Here is a 16936-nt window from a genome sequence, read left to right on the forward strand (position 1 = left end):
GGCCTGGCGCGGCGTCCGGAGCGCGATGCGTTCAGGCTGAACCGCATTCCCGCCCCAATTTTTTGGCGTCGCATGATTGTTCGCGAACAGGCGGCGTCCGCCTCTCCGCATGATGCTCTGGAAACCCGGAACCGGCGACCACCGCGCCGCCGGCCGTTTCCCAGCCCCCTGAAAGGACAATGTCAGACGCCCGTTTACGCAATGCTAAAGCGGTTCGGGAAACAGTGGGGCCATCCACAGGAGGCAGGGACGCGCCCCGGGCCCCGGACAGGACAAGCCGCCGCCATGCGTCTTCTGAAGTGCATCATCTGCATCGCGATCGTTTATGCCCTGTCGCCGGTGAATGGCCTGACCGAGCGCGAAACCCTTGATGGCCTCGCCAAAGCGGCGCTCGCCACCCAATCCGCCCTGCCGGAGGCGCGCAAGGCCGCGGCGATCGTCGCAGCTGGCGGCGCCGAGCAGGCCGGGCTGCTGAAATGGCTCGTGGAGACGCTTTCCGCCGGAAAGCCGGCCGCATCACATGAGCATGAAAAAGCCGCCCCGGCCCGGCAGGTCAACGCCAGGCCCTGAAGCGGCCAGCCGGCTTCGCATGCGGGCCATCCGCGCCGCCAGGCAACCCGAAGCCACCCCGGCCAACCCACGCGTCTTTCGCGCGGGGCGGTAGCCAGTTTCCTCCAAAATGCTTTATGGATGGGCGCATGTCCGCAGCCATTGACGCCATCATCGACGACTTCGCCTTTCTTGACGACTGGGAAGACCGCTATCGCTATCTGATCGAGCTTGGCCGCGCCCTGCCGCCAATGCCGGAGGCGGCGCATACCGACGCCAACAAGGTGCGCGGCTGCGCCAGCCAGGTCTGGCTTGAAAGCCAGGTCGAGCAGACAGGCGCAGGCCCGGTTCTGCACTTCACCGGCGACAGCGACGCCCATATCGTTCGCGGCCTCGTCGCCGTCGCCCTGGCGTTTTTTTCGGGCCGCCCGGCGCAGGAGATTGTCGCCGCCGACGCGCAGGCGCTGTTTCGTCAGCTTGGCCTCGCCGGGCATCTGACGCCGCAACGCTCCAACGGCCTGAATTCCATGGTGAACCGCATCAAGGCCGACGCCGCCGCCGCGCTGGCCGGCTAGAGCCCGCCGCGGACAAGTGGACGCCACTCCTGCGCGGAAAATCATCCGAAGCCAAAAGTTGAAGCAACCCTTCGGTTCTGTTCAAGCGCATCCCGTTCTGACGTCTTCCTCATCGCACGCGCCGCCGTATTGACAGGTTGCCCCTCGCGGCGCCCCGTCGGGCCATTGGGCGGTAGCCGGACGACGCGTCGGTCGCGCCAGAAAACACAAATAAATCATAGTGAAAGCCGGAATTTTCGCCAGCGCCATCGCGGCCGCCATCCTGTTCGCTTCGGGCGCTTTCGCCATGCCCGGAACCCGCGGCGCAAACCTTGCGGGGCAGGACGCCAGCCTGATCACCCAGGTCGCCAATGGTTGTGGCCATGGCAGCTGGCGGGCGCCGAACGGCCGCTGCGTTCGTGGGCGCGAACTGGCTCACAGGCCGCGCCAAGAGGCACGCCAAGAGCCGCGCCGGCCAGCCGTTGGCGTCTCGCGCCAGTTCCACGGACCGGCTCCGCGCAATCATTGCTTCACCCAACATACGCCGCACGGCCCGCGCCGGGTCTGCCGCTGAGCTCCGCGAGACCGGGGTTGAACCGGGCTCATTGACGCCCTGCCCCTGAACGACGGACGCGCGCCGCCATATGGTGGTCCGCCGTCAACATGTCCGACGCCCCCCAGGGCGCCGGACATGCAGCTGGAGCAAAAAATTCGCTTCAGCATGAACGGACATTGTCCTGGCCGCGCCAGGCGCGGGTGCGGGCCCTCTCCGGGCCCTGGACGGCGGAAAGACCGTAGTGGGCGGCAAGGCGCGCCAGCGCCATGCGCAGGATGAGTTTGCCGGAGCGCGCGGGCCAGCCCCGCTCCTGCTCCACCTGCTCCAGCCCCTTCAGAAAACCGCAGACATCCACCAGAACCCCGGCGAACTCGTCGCCGGCCGCCGCCAAAGCGCGAGCGACGCGCTGGCGCGCCGCCAGGGCCATGTCGCCTGGCTCCTGGCGCAGGCGGGCGCCATTGCCGGCGGAAGCCGCCGGCTCCCAACTGGCCGTGACGCGCGGCGTCATCCGCGCCCGGGTCATGTCGGCGCGCAGGCGCTCGCCGGCCGCGAAGGCAATTTCGTCGATCATCGCCGCGCCTGAACGGTCGCGACGGCGGCGCAGCCACGCCAGCGGACTCTCGGCATGGTTGATGCGCACCCGCCGCATTTCGCCGTCGACGCGCCGCTCCCCGTCAGCCAGATCGGCGTGCTGCGCCAGCCAGGGGTTGGCAGAAGCGTTGACAGAAGGGTTGGCGGCGGGATTGGCAGCGGGATTGGCGGAGCGAGCGTCGGAAGAAGCCCCGGCTGCCTCCGCGCGCCGCAGCCGGGCATGCCCGGCCCCCGACAGCGCCAGGCGCTGGCGCGCCGCCCCGGCGACCTGCTCCAGCACCCCCGCCGACAGCAGCTCCCGTACGGTTTCGCCGCTAACGACGCCGCCCGCCAGGCTGACGCCGCCGCCGCCAGCCAGACGGCGCGCGCCGGTGACGCCTATGCTCCATGCATCGCGACCGTCAGCCGATGGCCCGAGAAAGGCGCCGGGAACGGCAAGGCGCGCGAGCAACCGCGTTGCCTCCCCCTGCGCCCGCGCTTCCGGCCCGCGCCCTCCCTGCCCATCAGGGCCGCGACGCGCCTTCCGGCCGGTTTGTCGCCTGGCCGGCGCAACAGCGCCGGGAACTGGGGCGCCGGGCGCTGCGGCGGACTGGATGAAGGCAGGCACAGGATTATTGTTCACTTTTTGTTCCATATGGCATATCCTCCACAGATGGATGCAGCGACAATCCGCCGTCCGCCAGCCTTGCGGATCGCCGCGCGGGCCAGTTTCAGGACAGATGATTTATAGGTAATAATTCCTAAATCCGCGCGAGAGTCAAGCCGTTTCAGCACCAGCGCCAGCTTCGCGGCAATCGGCGCCGCCATATCTCCGTTCGCCGCGCGGCCCCGCACCCGCCGCTTGCCAGACGCGCAGGCGGATCGTGAGGCAAGAACCGTCGGGCAGAACTCATGGGGTACGCCTCATGGGTACGCCTCATGGGGCAAGCCTCATGGGCCAGGATCATTAGCCCCCCGCAACAGCCTGACCTTGATAACGGCGCCGTTGAAGCGCATCTGGTGAAGCCGGACGATTTGCCTTTCCGTTCTTCCGCTCCGGCCGCGCCAGTCGCCGGACCAGTTCAGGAACCCAGCATGACAGACAGCGCCAGCACGGCTTTTCCGGCCGCTCCGGTCACCCCGGCGCGCGCCACGACGCGCGTGATCCACGGCGAAACGCTCCATGACGATTACGCCTGGCTCAAGGCGGACAACTGGCAGGACGTGCTGAAAAAGCCAAAAGTCCTCCCGGCCGACATCCGGGCTGTGCTGGACGCCGAGAATGATTACAGCGACGCCGTCATGGCGCCGGCGGCCAAACTGCGCAAAAGCCTGGTCAAGGAAATGCGCGGCCGTATCCGTGAGGACGATTCCGAAGTCCCGGCCCCAGACGGCCCATGGCTGTGGTACGAGCGCTTCGAGACCGGAGCCGAGCACGGGCTGATCTGCCGCCGCCCCCGCGCCGGCGGGGCGGAACAGATCCTGATCGACGCCAACGCCATGGCTGATGGCAAGCCGTTCTTCGAACTGGCCGCCGCCGACCATGCCCCCGATTTCAACCGCATCGGCTGGAGCGTCGATGAGAAAGGCTCGGAGTATTACGACATCCGCGTGCGCGAGGTCGGCGCCGACGGCGCCCTGCGCGATCTGGATGATCACATAACCGACACCACCGGCGAACTGGTGTGGCAGGCGGACAGCGCCGGCTTTTTTTATGTGATGAACGACGCCAACCACCGGCCGAGCAAGGTGTTCCTGCACCGTCTCGGCCAGCCGCAGTCGGCCGACCGGCTGGTCTATGAGGAAGCCGACGCCGGCTGGTTCGTCCACATCGACCAGACCCAGTCCAGCCGCTACCTCATCATCGGCGCCGGCGATCACGAAACCAGCGAAACCTGGCTGGTCGATCTGGAGGCGACAACGGCGGAGCCGTTCCTTGTGGCGCGCCGCGAGCCACAAGTGATGTACGACGTGGAGCACCACGGCGACCAACTGATCCTCTGCACCAACGCCGACGGCGCCGAGGATTTCAAGCTGGTCACGACGCCGGTGAGCGCGCCGGGGCGCGACAACTGGCGCGATCTGGTTCCCCATCGTCCGGGCGTGATGATCCTGTCGCATCTCGCCTTTGCCCGGCACCTGGCCCGCATGGAGCGGGAAGACGCCCGGCCGCGCATCGTCATCCGCGAGATGGCCAGCGGCGACGAGCACGTCATTGCCTTTGATGAGGAGGCCTACGCGCTTGGCATGGACGGCGGCATGGAATTCGACACCGACGATATCCGCTTCGCCTACGCCTCGCTGACCACGCCGGCGACCACCTATGCCTACAACATGGCGACGCGGGCGCGGGAGGTGCTGAAGCAGCAGGAGGTGCCCTCCGGCCACAACCCGGCCGACTACGTCACCCGCCGGCTGATGGCCCGGGCTGACGACGGGGCGCTGGTTCCCGTGTCGCTGCTGCATCACAAGGATACGCCGCTGGACGGCAGCGCCCCGGCGCTGGTCTATGGCTATGGCGCCTATGGCAGCTCCATGTCGGCGTCGTTCCGCACCAACCCGCTGTCGCTGGTCAACCGGGGCTTCGTCTACGCCATCGCCCACGTGCGCGGCGGCACGGAGAAGGGCTGGGCCTGGTATCTGGGCGGCAAGCGCGAGCACAAACCCAACACCTTCACCGATTTCATCGCCGTTTGCCGTTGCCTGGCCGCTGAAGGCTACACGTCGCCCGGTCGCATTGTCGCCCACGGCGGCAGCGCCGGCGGCATGCTGATGGGCGCCATCGCCAACATGGCGCCGGAGCTGTTCGCCGGCATTATCGCCGACGTGCCGTTTGTTGACGTGCTCAACACCATGCTGGACGACAGCCTGCCGCTGACGCCGCCGGAATGGCCGGAGTGGGGCAATCCCGGCGCCAGCAAGGAAGCGTTCGGCCTGATCCGCTCCTACGCCCCCTATGAGCAGGTGAAGCCACAGGCCTACCCGGCTATCCTGGCGCTCGGCGGCCTCACCGATCCGCGCGTCACCTATTGGGAGCCGGCCAAATGGGTCGCCCGCCTGCGCGCGACCATGACCGGCGGCGGCCCGATCCTGTGCAAGATCAACATGGACGCCGGCCATGGCGGCGCCTCCGGCCGCTTTGACGCCCTGAAGGAAACCGCGCTGATGTACGCCTTCGCGCTGATGGCGACGCAGGGGTTCGACAAAGCGCCCGCGGCCTGAAAAGACCGGACGGACGACAAATAAAAAAGGGCCCCAACGGGCCCTTTTTTTATTTGTTTCGAAGCGCGTTTCTGGGCGCGCTGGAGAGGCCCCCAATCGCCTGTTTCAGGCTTTGTCGCCCCTGGCGACATGCGCCTTCAGGGCGTCCAGCGACGGGAAATGCACGACGCCTGACTCTGTCTGGGCCTCGATCGACCCGTCCGAATACATCACATACAGCGCGCCAGCGGCGGTGTAGCTGCCAACGACAGTTGGCGGGCCAGCAGGCTCGGCAGGCAGCGTCTGGACAGCCGGCTCCGGCTTTGCCACGGGACCAGCGGACCTTGCCGCATCTGGCGCAACCGCCGGGCGCGGCGCCGGGCCGTCGCCGCCAGTCGGCGGAAGGGGCGCGGGACGGGTCGGAAACACCACATCGCCCGTCGCGGTTTTGGCAGGCGCCGCCGGAGCTGCGACGGCTGGCTTGGCCGGCCCGGAGAAAGCTGGCTCTGGCGGCGCCGGGCGCACCGGAAGCTCAGGGTGAACAGCCGCCCCAGGGCGCGGAGCCGGACGTTCGGGAAATACCGGCGGCAACCGGCCGCCATCCCCGGCGGGTTTTTCTGCTGGCTTGCCGGCAAACGCGCCTTTGCCCGACGCATCATCAGCCCTGGCGCCACGGCGGCTGAACAGGGAGCCAATCCGGCTCGCGATATCAGACTTCGCCTCCACGGCCGCCTGAACCATGGGGCTGGCTGACGCGCCCTGCGGGTGGGCGGGCGTCGCGTCCCTGGCCTTCTGGCCAGCGGCTTGCCCCGGCAAATCCCGCGCCAGCGTGGACAGATCCGGCGAGACTGGCGCGCGCGCCGGCGCGTCAATCGCAGGGGCAACGGGCAGAACCCTCGGCTCCTTCGCCGCGTCCGGGGCAGCTCCGCGCCCCGGCGCAATCCCGGAAGCCGCGAGCGGGGGCGGCGCACTGACGGGCGCTGACGTCTCGGGCGGTACAGCCGGAGCCTTCAGACTTGCCGGAGCCTTCGGACCTGCAAGGGAGCTGGCATGAGCGCTGGCAAGGGCGCCTGCCAGCGACCCAGGACGCGCTGCCGGCTGTGGCTGCGGCTGCGGCTGCGGCGTTGCCCGCATGGGCGCCGGCCTGGCTGGAGTGGCGGGAGCCGCCGCGTCCCTGTTGCTGCCCACGCCAGAAGCTGGCCGCGACGCTGAAACCAGCGAGCCGGGCCGCAGCAGATCGTTCAGACGTCCCTCCACGGCGGCGGGGATGACCGGCTCCACCTTCGGAGCCGCCGGCGCCGCGGCGGCAGCGGCAGCTGCCGGAGCGGGCGGCGACGGTTCAGGGGGCGCCGGTTGCGGCGACGGCGCAGCGGGCGCAGCAGGCGTGGCGTGGGTGGCGGAGGTGGTGGCTTGGGCAACGGGCATGACTGGAGCCGCGGGCGCGGCCGCCGGCCGGGAGGCGGCGGCCCGTTCGGGCGGCGTGACTGGCGCCGCGCCGGTCGCCGGCGTAGCGTTTTGCCCGGCGGCCGGCGCCGGCTTCACGCCCACGGCGGGCGCCGGCGTTACGGGAGCAGCCGGAGTTGTCGCGTCCGGCATGGCGACGGGTCCTGCGTCGGCGTTGGGCGCGGCCTGTGGCGCGGGGGCGGGGCGCGCTGGGGCAGCGCGTTGGGGGGCGCTGCGCGCCTTCCGCTCGGCGGCTTCCCCCGCCGGGGCCGGGGCATGCTCCTCCGCGTAGCCGGCTTCGAGCATGTCAGGCAGCTGGCGCAGGGCCCGCACCACCATGGCCAGACCAAAAACAATGGCGCCGCCGGTCAGATACATGCTGCCAGATATGACCCATGCCCAACCGCGCTCCAGCACGATCATGGGAATGCCCCACGCCAGGGCCCATACGCCTCCCACGGTCAGCGCCAGCGCAATGACATACAATATCAGCAGCATTATTGCCTCTCTTGACAGGCGTTGCCCCGGGGCGCAGTCGCCGGCAACCAGGCGACGACCGCGTCCCGGCCCTCTGATTTGAACCATTCCCCGGCAAAAACCGCGATCAAGCGCCGGAAAAACTCCTGATCACTCCAGCCGCCGGGCTGCAATACTTCAGACCAGACCGCCGTAATGCCAAAGCATCCACGGTCCGGAAGACCTGACCGGAAACCGACAGCTCACGCGTCGCTCGAGGTCAGAACGCTATCTTCCATACTCCCACCCACGGGTCAGCGCATACGAATCCCGCACCGATGGCCGGCCAATCCGGCTTTTTGCGGATCACATTTGTGGAGTGGCGACCAACGTCCGGGTGGAACATGCGACAGCCCGCCATTTCCTCGCGGCAAATGGTGAACAAAAGATCACGGAAATGCATTGTTCAATCAAAGTCTGCAAGGCGCGGACAGGTTTTTCGCGCCCCGCTCGCGCCGGCCCGCCATGAGCCCGGCGCAACCAGCCGCCCCCACCTATCGGCGGCAATTGTCTTGCCCGTGTCGCCCACCCGGCTTAACAAGTTGCATCCGGCTGCCGACGCTTGCGCCGGCAAGCAGTTTTTCCTGAGGAGGAAGGAAGTCATGACTTTCAAGCTGCCCGAGCTCCCCTACGCCTACGACGCGCTCCAGCCCTACATGTCGAAAGAGACGCTGGAGTATCACCACGACAAGCACCATCTGGCTTACGTCGACAACGGCAACAAGCTGCTGGCCGGCTCGGGGCTGGAAGGCAAAAGCCTTGAGGAGATCGTCAAGGGCTCCTTCGGCAAAAACCAGCCGCTGTTCAACAACGCTGGCCAGCACTACAACCACCTGCACTTCTGGAACTGGATGAAGCCGAACGGCGGCGGCGCCATTCCGGGCGCGATCGAGAAAAAGATCGTCGCGGATCTCGGCTCGGTCGAGAAGTTCAAGGAAGACTTCGTCCAGGCTGGCGTCGGCCAGTTCGGTTCGGGCTGGGCCTGGCTCGCCCTCAAGGACGGCAAGCTCGAGATCATGAAGTCCCCCAACGGCGAGAGCCCGCTGGTGCAGGGCGCGACCCCGATCCTCGGCGTCGACGTGTGGGAGCACTCCTATTACATCGACTACCGCAACCGCCGCGCTGATTATCTGAAGGCTTTCGTCGAGAACCTGGTGAACTGGGAATACGTCGAGAAGCTGTTCAACGAAGCGAAGGGCTGAGCAGCGCAACTGGCCGGGCCGGGCCCAGCCGGTTTCCCGCGCCCGCCGCCCGCAATCGCGAATGGTCACGAAACGGTCGCTTCGGCGGCCGTTTTGCTTTTGGAGGGGAACAGCGGAGCCTCCCGGTCAATCCGCAAGCAATGGCGGCGCGCCTGAAATCCACCCTGGCATGGCTCGCTGGCGCAGGATCACGCCACCAGGGCAAGGTCAACTGACCGCTGTTTGATCTGACGCCCACACCGCCCGCCGCCGTACGCTGCCATCACGCGGCGCAGGCTTTGATCCTCGCGCCGCCAGATAAACCATCGTGACATGGACGGCCGCCATGAACTCCAGAGCAACCGACGCGCTCATCATCTCAAGCCTTGCTGGTCTGGGTTTTATCTTGCTTGGAGCGCCATTTCTTGCCGGTCATATCTGGCATTCGCGGTATATGACGACTGGCCAGCGCACGACGTCGCGGAACCTGACCGGCGCGCTGGATGCCCGGGCTTCCGCTGGCGGGACTTCGCGACGGATCGGCGCCATCAGCGGGCCGGAGCGTGGCGGGACCGACGACCCTGCCCCCGCCTCCATGTATCTGACAGACCACCCCCTGCCAGCGCTCACGCCGCAACGCGGCGCGCATGGCGTGGAAGCGGAAGACCTCCCGCCCTCCTTCAGTAGCGACCGCGCCGCCTTTGCGCCGTCGCCATCGACCGCGCGCGCACCGCTTCATCCAGTCCGCCGCAAGTACAGCGAGATGGGCGCGCCTCCCCCAAAGCCGCCGCGCGGCCTCCAGCGTCGCACCTCCGCCCCCACGACGTTCACCGGCGACGACACAGCCATCGCCTCTCTCCCGGCAACCGCCTCCAGGCAAACTTCCCGGCTCACGACAAGGAATACCGCTGCATCGGGCGCTGACTGGGACGAGCTCGCGTGGACGAGGGATTTCTTTTTGTGAGGCAAGCGATCGCAAGGCCGGCGATCCGGGATGCGCCGGCGCGTTCCGCCGCAAATTGGCCGGTGTTGAGCCGGAGTCTCGGGAAACACGCACACGGCGTGACTGCGCGGTGCAAGCGCCCGGGCAAATTGCCTTAACTCAATGCTGGCAAAAACGGCTGCATATGGCGACAACGTCGCTTTGGCGCCTACAGGATCCCGACCGGCATGCTGCGTAAAATTCTCTCCTTCAGCGGCTTCACCCTGCTGTCCCGCCTCACGGGCTTCCTGCGCGACGTGATGATGGCGGCGGTGATGGGCGCCGGACCGCTGATGGACGTGTTCGCCATCGCCTTCAAACTGCCCAACCATTTCCGCGCCATTTTCGGCGAGGGCGCGTTCAACAGCGCCTTCGTGCCGGCCTATTCCCACGTGCGCGCCCAGGGCGGCGAAGCGGCGGCGCGCAGCTTCGCCGACAGGCTGTTCACCGGCATGCTGATCGTCCAGCTGGTCGTACTGGCTCTGGCGCTGGTTTTCATGCAGCAGCTGGTCAGCCTGCTGGCGCCGGGCTTCACGGCGGATCCGGCCCGGTTCGACCTTGCCGTCACGCTGACCCGCATCACCTTTCCGTATCTGCTGTTCATGACCCTGGTGACGCTGGTCACCGGCGAACTGAATGCCTCCGACCGCTACGCGGCGGGCGCCTTTGCCCCGGTCCTGCTCAATCTGGCGATGATCGGCGGCCTCGCCCTCGCCTTCCTGTTTCCCACCAGCGCCCACGCCGTCGCTTGGGCGGTCACGGTTTCCGGCGCCCTGCAACTGGCGCTGGTAATGGCGGATGCGAAACGCGCCGGCCTGTTTCCCCGTCTGCGCCGGTTCGTCTGGGACAGCCAGATGAGCCGGTTCTTCCGCACCCTGGGGCCCGCGATCATTGGCTCGGCCGGCGTGCAGATCGCCATGTTCGCCGACACCATCATCGCCACGCTGCTGCCCACCGGCGCGGTGTCGTCGATCTATTTCGCCGATCGCATCTACCAGTTGCCCATCGGCATCATCGGCATCGCTGTCGGCACGGTGATCATGACCGAGATGAGCCGCCGCCTCGCCGCCGGCGACGCGGCCGGCGCGCACCGGGCGCAGAACCGGGCGATGGCGCTGACCCTGGTGGCGGCGGCGCCTTTCGCCTGCGCCTTCCTGATCATCCCCACCCTCATCATGGAGGCGCTGTTCGCGCGCGGCGCCTTCACGGCGGCGAACGCCGCCGCCGCCGGCCAGGTGCTTGCCGCCTACGCGGCGGGACTGCCGGCGATCGTGCTGATCCGCTCGGCCGTTTCCAGCTTCTATGGCCGCCGGGACACCATGACGCCGCTGATTGCCTCGCTGACGGCGGTGGCGGTCAATGTCGTGCTGAAAATCCTGCTGACCAGCCATTTCGGCGCGCCTGGCCTGGCGGCGGCCACCAGCGTCGGCGCCTGGGTCAATCTGGGCCTGCTGGTGCTGCTGGCCAGCCGGCGCGGCTGGATGGCGGCGGATTCGCATTTCATCAAAACCGTGGTCTGCGTCGCCCTCGCGACGCTGGTCCTCGCCATCGCCGCCTGGGCGCTGGAGCCGCACGCCGCCCGGGTGGCGGAGCTGGCGCCGCGCTGGCGCAAGGAGACGCATCTGGGGCTGCTGGGCGTCGCCGGCGCCGTCATTTACGCCGGCGCGCTGCTGATGGCGCTGCGCCTCTCCGGCGTGCGCTTCCGGGGGCTGCGCTAGAGCGCTTTCCATCAGCCGGAAGCGACTGATCGATCAGAATTCGCTCGAAACAGGGATAACTGGAGCAGTTTGCGATCCAGATTGATCGAACACGGCGCCAAAGCGATCGCGCGCCAGGCCACGGCGCCTGGGGCGCGCCGGGCGCATCGCGCCATCAACCGCAGAGCTGGCCGCGCCGGGAATGCCCGTCGACGCAACCGCTGGCCGCGGCTGGCGCGTCTTCGTATAAGCTCGCCGCTCTGGATGAGAATCCCGGGGCAGGCGATGTCACCGGTGGGGAGAGGTCATGACGGACGGGATCATCATACAGTTCGCCATCGCCGCGACGGTGCTCCTGATATCGGGCGCCGCGACATTTACCCTTGGGCTGATGATGCGCCGCAACCGGACGTGGTCGCGCAGCATTCTCGCGCATATCTGCCGCCTCGCCGGCCTCAGCGTGATGGTCCTGACCATCCGCCAGGCAGCTTTTCTGGCCCTCGACCTTGAGGGGGCGCCGAAAGTCGCGCCCGAGGTTGTCAATGTCGTCGCCGCACTGGCCATCGCCCTGCTGTGGTTGCGCGACCTGTTCCAGCTCATCCACCGCCTGACCCAGGAGCAGATCGGCAAGGGCAGCGATCCAACCTCGGCGCGGGCCATCGCGCGATTGCTGAAGGTGGCGGCCGTGTGCGTGATCCTGCTGGTCTTCGGCGAGCATTTCGGCATTGGCCTCTCTGGCCTGCTGGCCTTCGGCGGCATTGGCGGCATCGCCATCGGCATGGCCAGCAAGGATGTCCTCAGCAACATCTTCTCGGGCGTCATGCTGTTCTTCGACCGGCCGTTCCGCATTGGCGACTGGGTGTCGTCGCCGGACCGGAACATCGAGGGCACCGTCGTCGAGATCGGCTGGCGCATCACCAAGATCATCACCTTCGATCACCGGCCGCTATACGTGCCCAACGCGGTGTTCTCGGCGATCAGCGTCGAAAACCCTGGGCAAATGACCAACCGGCGGATCAAGACGAGCATCGGCCTGCGCTATGAGGACGCCGACCGGCTGCAGCCGGTTGTCGACGATATCCGCGCCATGCTGAAGAAGAACGCGAAGATCGACCAGGACCAGACCCTGCTGGTCTATTTCGATGAATTCGCCGGCTCGTCCCTGAACATCATGGTGTATTGCTTCACCAAAACCACGCGCTGGGCCGAATGGCTGGAGGCGCAACAGGAGGTCTATCTCGCCATTATCGCCATCGTGCATGGCCATGGCGCCGACTTCGCGTTCGATTCACAGACCCTCTACATCGAAAAGGCCTGAAGGCCGGGCAACGGGCGCGGAACGGGCCACGCCCCACGCCTCGCCCGCAGCTTATTCCGGCTTTGGCAGGCGGTTGGCCTGGCTGAGGGCCACCCGCCACACGCCCTTGTCGCGCACGTAAAGCGTGAGCCACTGGAACGCGTCGCCCTTGCCCTTGCGACGGTTGTCCCTGATGACGCTGACGCCGCTCAGGACGGCGGTGTCCGGGCTGAAGCTCTCCACCAGCGCCTGATCGGTGGACGCCAGCTCGACGCCATTCTGGCCGGACAGCAGCAGGTCGATGCGCTCTTTCTTCGTCTCGGCCCGGCCAGTTTCACGCAAATGGGTGAAACGGTCGTGATACATCGCCTCCAGCGCCGCGCGGTCCTTGCGGGCGATCGCATCCTTCATCTTGCGCCGCAGCTCGAGAATCTGGTCGGCGACCCGCGCTTCTTTCGGGACGTCCGGCGCGCCATCCCTGCTTGCCGCCGGCCCGACCGGCGCGCCCGTGGTTCCGGCAGGCGCAGCGCCAGCGGGCGCCGGCGCTTTCTGCGCCCCCGTTGCCTGCTCCGCCGCCACGCCGCCGGTCATCACCGCCGTTGTCACCATCGCCGCCAGCGCCAGCCGCAAGGCGGGGGTCTGCGCCGCGCACTGTCCAATCCATCCAAACATGCGTTCCTCACCCATATCGCACGCGGAGCCCGCCAAACCGCAGCAGGATCGCGTCCTGGTTTTTGTGTTTCAAAACAAATTCCCGCACGTATTCCCGCGCCTGGCGCAGCCTCACCGGCCAGACGGCTCCGCCCGGCCGGAAAGCGCCATGGCGCAAGGCGACGTCCGCCTCACGGGAAAACGCGGATCGCCCGTTCAGGCGGAAAGCGCCGCGAGGATGCGCGCCCAGCTGCGCGCGCCCTTGTGGAAGCTGGTCAGGTCATATTTCTCATTCGGCGAATGGATCCGGTCATCATCGAGACCGAAGCCCACCAGCAGCGTGTCCATGCCGAGCAGGCGACGGAAATCGCCGACGATCGGGATCGAGCCGCCCGAGCCGATGGTCACCGCCGGCCGGCCCCATTCGTCCGCCAGCGCGGCGGCGGCCTTTTGCAGGTCCGGCAGATCGAAGGGCAGCGCGATGGCCCGGCTGGCGCCATGGTCGCCGAATGTCGCCGTGCAGTCGGCCGGCAGCCTGGAGGTCACATAGGCGCGGAAACTGTCGCGCACCTTCTGCGGATCCTGGTCGCCCACCAGACGGAACGACAGCTTGGCGGTCGCTTCCGAGGCAATCACCGTCTTGGCGCCCGGGCCGGTGTAGCCGCCGAAAATCCCATTGACGTCGCAGGTCGGGCGCGACTGGATCTGCTCGATAACCATGCGGTCGCTCTCGCCCGCCGGCTGCGACAGGCCAACCGGCCCAAGGAAGCGCGCGGCGTCGAGGCCAAGGCCGCGCCACTGCGCCAGCACCTCCGGCGGGGTTTCAGGCACGCCGTCATAAAAACCGGGCAGCGTCACCTGGCCGTTGTCGTCGTGCAGGCCAGCGATGATGCGGGCCAGCACGCGCACCGGATTCTGCGCCGCGCCGCCGAACAGGCCCGAGTGCAGGTCGCGGTCCGCGGCGCGGATGGTGACTTCCTCATAAACGAGGCCGCGCAGGCTGACGGTGATGGCCGGGGTGTGGACGTCCCACATGCTGGTGTCGCAAACCAGCGCCACGTCCGCGCCCAGTTCGCCGCGATGGGCGTCGACGAAGGCCGGCGTGTTCTTCGAGCCGACCTCCTCCTCGCCCTCCACCATGATGGTGACGTCCACCGGCAGTTCGCCATGCACGGCGCGCCAGGCCCGGCAGGCCTCGACAAAGGTCATGACCTGGCCCTTGTCGTCGGCGGCCCCCCTGGCGACGATCGCCCGGCGGCCATCAGCCAGGGTGACGATGCGCGGCTCAAACGGCGGGCTCTCCCACAGCTCCAGCGGCTCCGGCGGCTGCACGTCGTAGTGACCGTAGAACAGCACCCGCGGCTTGCGGGGTGATTTGCCGGTGTCCGGGGTTTTCGCCAGCACGATGGGATGGCCGGGGGTGTCGCGCACATCGGCGTCGAAGCCCAGGGCCTCCAGGGCGCCGCGCAGCCAGTCCGCCGCCGCGCGGCAGTCCGGGGCATGGGCCGGATCGGTGGAAATCGACGGAATCCGCAGCCATGACGAAAGCCGCTGCAGCGCCGCCTCCAGATCGGCGTCGAGGTGCGCGAGAACGGCGTCGAGCCGATCGTTGTTGTCAGCCATAAAAATCTCCCGCGCCGGGCGGCCCGATCGGCTGGATCTGGCCTTGCCCCGCCCTGCTTGACATACGTTGGTTCACGCGAAGCGGCGGTTGCTTCTGTGAAAACTCTGCGGTGCTTTCGCCCCGGTCCCCGAAGGCGAACACTGGCGTTTCCCCGCCCGCCATGCCCGCATTTGTTGTGACATCCACGAACAGCCTGGGCTCCGACGCCCGCGCCCTACCCATCGGCCGCCATATGGGTGGCCGGGACAAGCCCGGCCATGACGCAGTTGGGGGACGATGTGGCCTGGGGCGGCGCCAGCACATATGATGCGCTGGCAGAGCCGCCCGTCAGCGTTTGCCGATGCCGAACACGCCCTTGAGGATCGCGTTGCCGATTTTCGTACCAATGGTGCGGGCGGCGGACGAGGCGGCGTTGGAGATGACCTTCTCGGTGAGGCTCTGGCCGCGCCGCCCCTTGCCGGAGCCGCCGCCGAGCACGCCGCCCAGCACGTCGTCCAGCAGGCCGCCGCCCTGCCCGTCCTCTTCCGCCCCGGGGGCCGCGGCGCCATCCAGTTCGGCGATGCGGTCCTTGGCGCTCTTGCGCGGCTGCGGCGCGAAATGTGACGCCGGGAATGGGCTGGCGGCGATGACCGCCTGCCGCTCCTGGGGCGAGATGGCGCCGACGCGCGCCCCCGGCGGAGCGATCAGCGTGCGCTCAACGATCGAGGGCGCGCCCTTGCCTTCCAGCACCGAGACCAGCGCCTCGCCCACCGCCAGTTCGGTAATGACCTTCGCCGCGTCAAACGCCGGGTTCTGGCGGAAGGTGTCGGCGGCGGAGCGGACAGCTTTCTGGTCGCGGGGCGTGAAGGCGCGCAAGGCGTGCTGCACCCGGTTGCCCAGTTGGGCCAACACGGTCTCTGGCACATCAAGCGGGTTCTGGGTAACGAAATAGACGCCGACGCCCTTGGAGCGGATCAGCCGCACCACCCGTTCGATCTGGTCGAGCAGCGCCTTCGGCGCATCGGAGAACAGCAGGTGCGCTTCGTCGAAGAAGAAGGCCAGCTTCGGCTTCTCCGGATCGCCGATCTCCGGCAGCGCGTCGAACAGCGAGGTCAGCAGCCAGAGCAGGAAGGTGGCGTAGAGCCGCGGACTGTTCATCAATTTGTCAGCGGCGAGGATATTGACGACGCCGCGCCCGCTGGCCGGATCAACCCGCAGCAGGTCGCTGATATCCATGCCCGGCGCGCCGAAGAACTGGTCGGCGCCCTGGTTCTCCAGCACCAGCAACTGGCGCTGGATGGAGCCTACGGATTGGCTGGCCACATTGCCGTAAGTAGCGGCGAGGGTTTTGGCGTTCTGCTGCACGTAGACCAGCAGGGCGCGCAGATCGGCGAGGTCGACCAGCGGGATCTGCTGCTCCTGCGCCACCCGGAAGGCGATGTTGAGCACCCCTTCCTGGGTGTCGTTCAGCTCCAGCAGGCGGGCGACCAGCAGCGGCCCCATGTCGGATACGGACGCGCGCACCGGATGGCCCTGGACGCCAAACAGATCCCAGAACACCACCGGGAACTGCTCGGGAACATAGGTGAAGCCGAATTCCTCCGCCCGCTTGACGAAGGCCGGCTGGCCGTCGCCCTTCTGGGACAGGCCGGAGAGGTCGCCCTTGATGTCGGCGGCAAACACGGCGACGCCAGCGCGGGACAGGCCCTCGGCCAGCACCTGCAGCGTCACCGTCTTGCCGGTGCCGGTGGCGCCGGCGATGAGGCCATGCCGGTTGGCGAGGCGCAACGACAGGGATTGCGGCTCCGGATCAGGGCCATTGCTGAGGCCGATCAGAACATAACCGTCATCCGCCATTGCATCTCCCCGAGGCAAAATCCGCGCGCCGGTTTGCCCTGTCGCTCTCATGTGACGCGCCTGCCGGCGCGAATTGATCTGACCGGCTGGACCAGGCGCCAGAGCGCGAGCCTGGTCCAGGCTTCCCGTTCCGGCGGTCAGAGCCGGCGTCTCCACCACGGAGGCAGCTCCGCGCGAACCGATTCAGGCCGGCCATTCAGGTTATACAGGAGTGCGAACCCGCGCCCAAACCCCTCCTCGTCCCGGCCTGGTCACTGGCGCCCAGGGCAGCGTGCAAGA

General features: G+C 67.7%; 14 protein-coding genes. 8 read left to right on the plus strand and 6 right to left on the minus strand.

Going from position 1 to position 16936, the window contains the following annotated elements; genetic code table 11:
• Nucleotides 1–285 precede the first annotated feature (285 nt).
• The 3 genes from ACERNI_RS08920 to ACERNI_RS08930 all read left to right on the plus strand — a co-directional run bounded on the left by ACERNI_RS08920 (nucleotide 286) and on the right by ACERNI_RS08930 (nucleotide 1677).
• The gene (locus tag ACERNI_RS08920; protein WP_448832928.1) at nucleotides 286–570 is read left to right on the plus strand and encodes a hypothetical protein; all 285 of its coding nucleotides are present in this window, start codon (nucleotides 286–288) and stop codon (nucleotides 568–570) included.
• 128 nt (nucleotides 571–698) lie between these two features.
• On the plus strand, nucleotides 699–1124 hold the full coding sequence (locus ACERNI_RS08925; RefSeq protein WP_448832929.1) for a SufE family protein: 426 nt from the start codon (nucleotides 699–701) through the stop codon (nucleotides 1122–1124).
• Between the two features lie 286 nt (nucleotides 1125–1410).
• Nucleotides 1411–1677 carry a GCG_CRPN prefix-to-repeats domain-containing protein gene (locus ACERNI_RS08930; protein ID WP_448832970.1) on the plus strand — a complete coding sequence of 89 codons (267 nt, stop codon included), beginning with the start codon at nucleotides 1411–1413 and terminating at the stop codon, nucleotides 1675–1677.
• Between the two features lie 142 nt (nucleotides 1678–1819).
• Here the strand turns inward: ACERNI_RS08930 and ACERNI_RS08935 are convergent, their stop codons facing one another.
• Entirely contained in the window at nucleotides 1820–2701 is an 882-nt protein-coding gene (locus tag ACERNI_RS08935) for a DUF6456 domain-containing protein (RefSeq protein ID WP_448832930.1), read from the minus strand.
• Nucleotides 2702–2868: 167 nt separating this feature from the next.
• Nucleotides 2869–3057: a hypothetical protein gene (locus ACERNI_RS08940; protein ID WP_448832931.1), complete on the minus strand. Its 189-nt coding sequence runs from the start codon at nucleotides 3055–3057 to the stop codon at nucleotides 2869–2871.
• Nucleotides 3058–3324: 267 nt separating this feature from the next.
• Here ACERNI_RS08940 and ACERNI_RS08945 point away from each other — a divergent pair, with 267 nt between their 5' ends.
• Nucleotides 3325–5451, plus strand: coding sequence for a S9 family peptidase (locus ACERNI_RS08945; RefSeq protein WP_448832932.1), 2127 nt, complete (start codon nucleotides 3325–3327; stop codon nucleotides 5449–5451).
• A 105-nt stretch (nucleotides 5452–5556) separates the two neighbouring features.
• Here the strand turns inward: ACERNI_RS08945 and ACERNI_RS08950 are convergent, their stop codons facing one another.
• Nucleotides 5557–7371: a hypothetical protein gene (locus ACERNI_RS08950; protein WP_448832933.1), complete on the minus strand. Its 1815-nt coding sequence runs from the start codon at nucleotides 7369–7371 to the stop codon at nucleotides 5557–5559.
• A 620-nt stretch (nucleotides 7372–7991) separates the two neighbouring features.
• Between ACERNI_RS08950 and ACERNI_RS08955 the strand changes: the two genes are divergently transcribed.
• From ACERNI_RS08955 to ACERNI_RS08970, 4 genes are all read left to right on the plus strand, one after another.
• Entirely contained in the window at nucleotides 7992–8591 is a 600-nt protein-coding gene (locus ACERNI_RS08955; protein ID WP_448832934.1) for a superoxide dismutase, read from the plus strand.
• A gap of 325 nt (nucleotides 8592–8916) precedes the next feature.
• The gene (locus tag ACERNI_RS08960) at nucleotides 8917–9534 is read left to right on the plus strand and encodes a hypothetical protein (protein ID WP_448832935.1); all 618 of its coding nucleotides are present in this window, start codon (nucleotides 8917–8919) and stop codon (nucleotides 9532–9534) included.
• Between the two features lie 206 nt (nucleotides 9535–9740).
• Nucleotides 9741–11270 (plus strand): murein biosynthesis integral membrane protein MurJ, encoded by a 1530-nt coding sequence (murJ, locus tag ACERNI_RS08965; protein WP_448832936.1) that lies wholly within the window; start codon nucleotides 9741–9743, stop codon nucleotides 11268–11270.
• Between the two features lie 286 nt (nucleotides 11271–11556).
• The gene (locus tag ACERNI_RS08970) at nucleotides 11557–12567 is read left to right on the plus strand and encodes a mechanosensitive ion channel family protein (protein WP_448832937.1); all 1011 of its coding nucleotides are present in this window, start codon (nucleotides 11557–11559) and stop codon (nucleotides 12565–12567) included.
• Nucleotides 12568–12618: 51 nt separating this feature from the next.
• Here the strand turns inward: ACERNI_RS08970 and ACERNI_RS08975 are convergent, their stop codons facing one another.
• The 3 genes from ACERNI_RS08975 to ACERNI_RS08985 all read right to left on the minus strand — a co-directional run bounded on the left by ACERNI_RS08975 (nucleotide 12619) and on the right by ACERNI_RS08985 (nucleotide 16657).
• Nucleotides 12619–13218, minus strand: a complete 600-nt coding sequence (locus ACERNI_RS08975; protein WP_448832938.1) for a nuclear transport factor 2 family protein — start codon at nucleotides 13216–13218, stop codon at nucleotides 12619–12621.
• Between the two features lie 195 nt (nucleotides 13219–13413).
• Nucleotides 13414–14820: a M20/M25/M40 family metallo-hydrolase gene (locus tag ACERNI_RS08980; RefSeq protein ID WP_448832939.1), complete on the minus strand. Its 1407-nt coding sequence runs from the start codon at nucleotides 14818–14820 to the stop codon at nucleotides 13414–13416.
• Between the two features lie 328 nt (nucleotides 14821–15148).
• Nucleotides 15149–16657 carry a helicase HerA-like domain-containing protein gene (locus ACERNI_RS08985; RefSeq protein ID WP_448832940.1) on the minus strand — a complete coding sequence of 503 codons (1509 nt, stop codon included), beginning with the start codon at nucleotides 16655–16657 and terminating at the stop codon, nucleotides 15149–15151.
• Nucleotides 16658–16936: the final 279 nt, after the last annotated feature.

It is taken from the genome of Camelimonas sp. ID_303_24 (genome assembly GCF_053543495.1).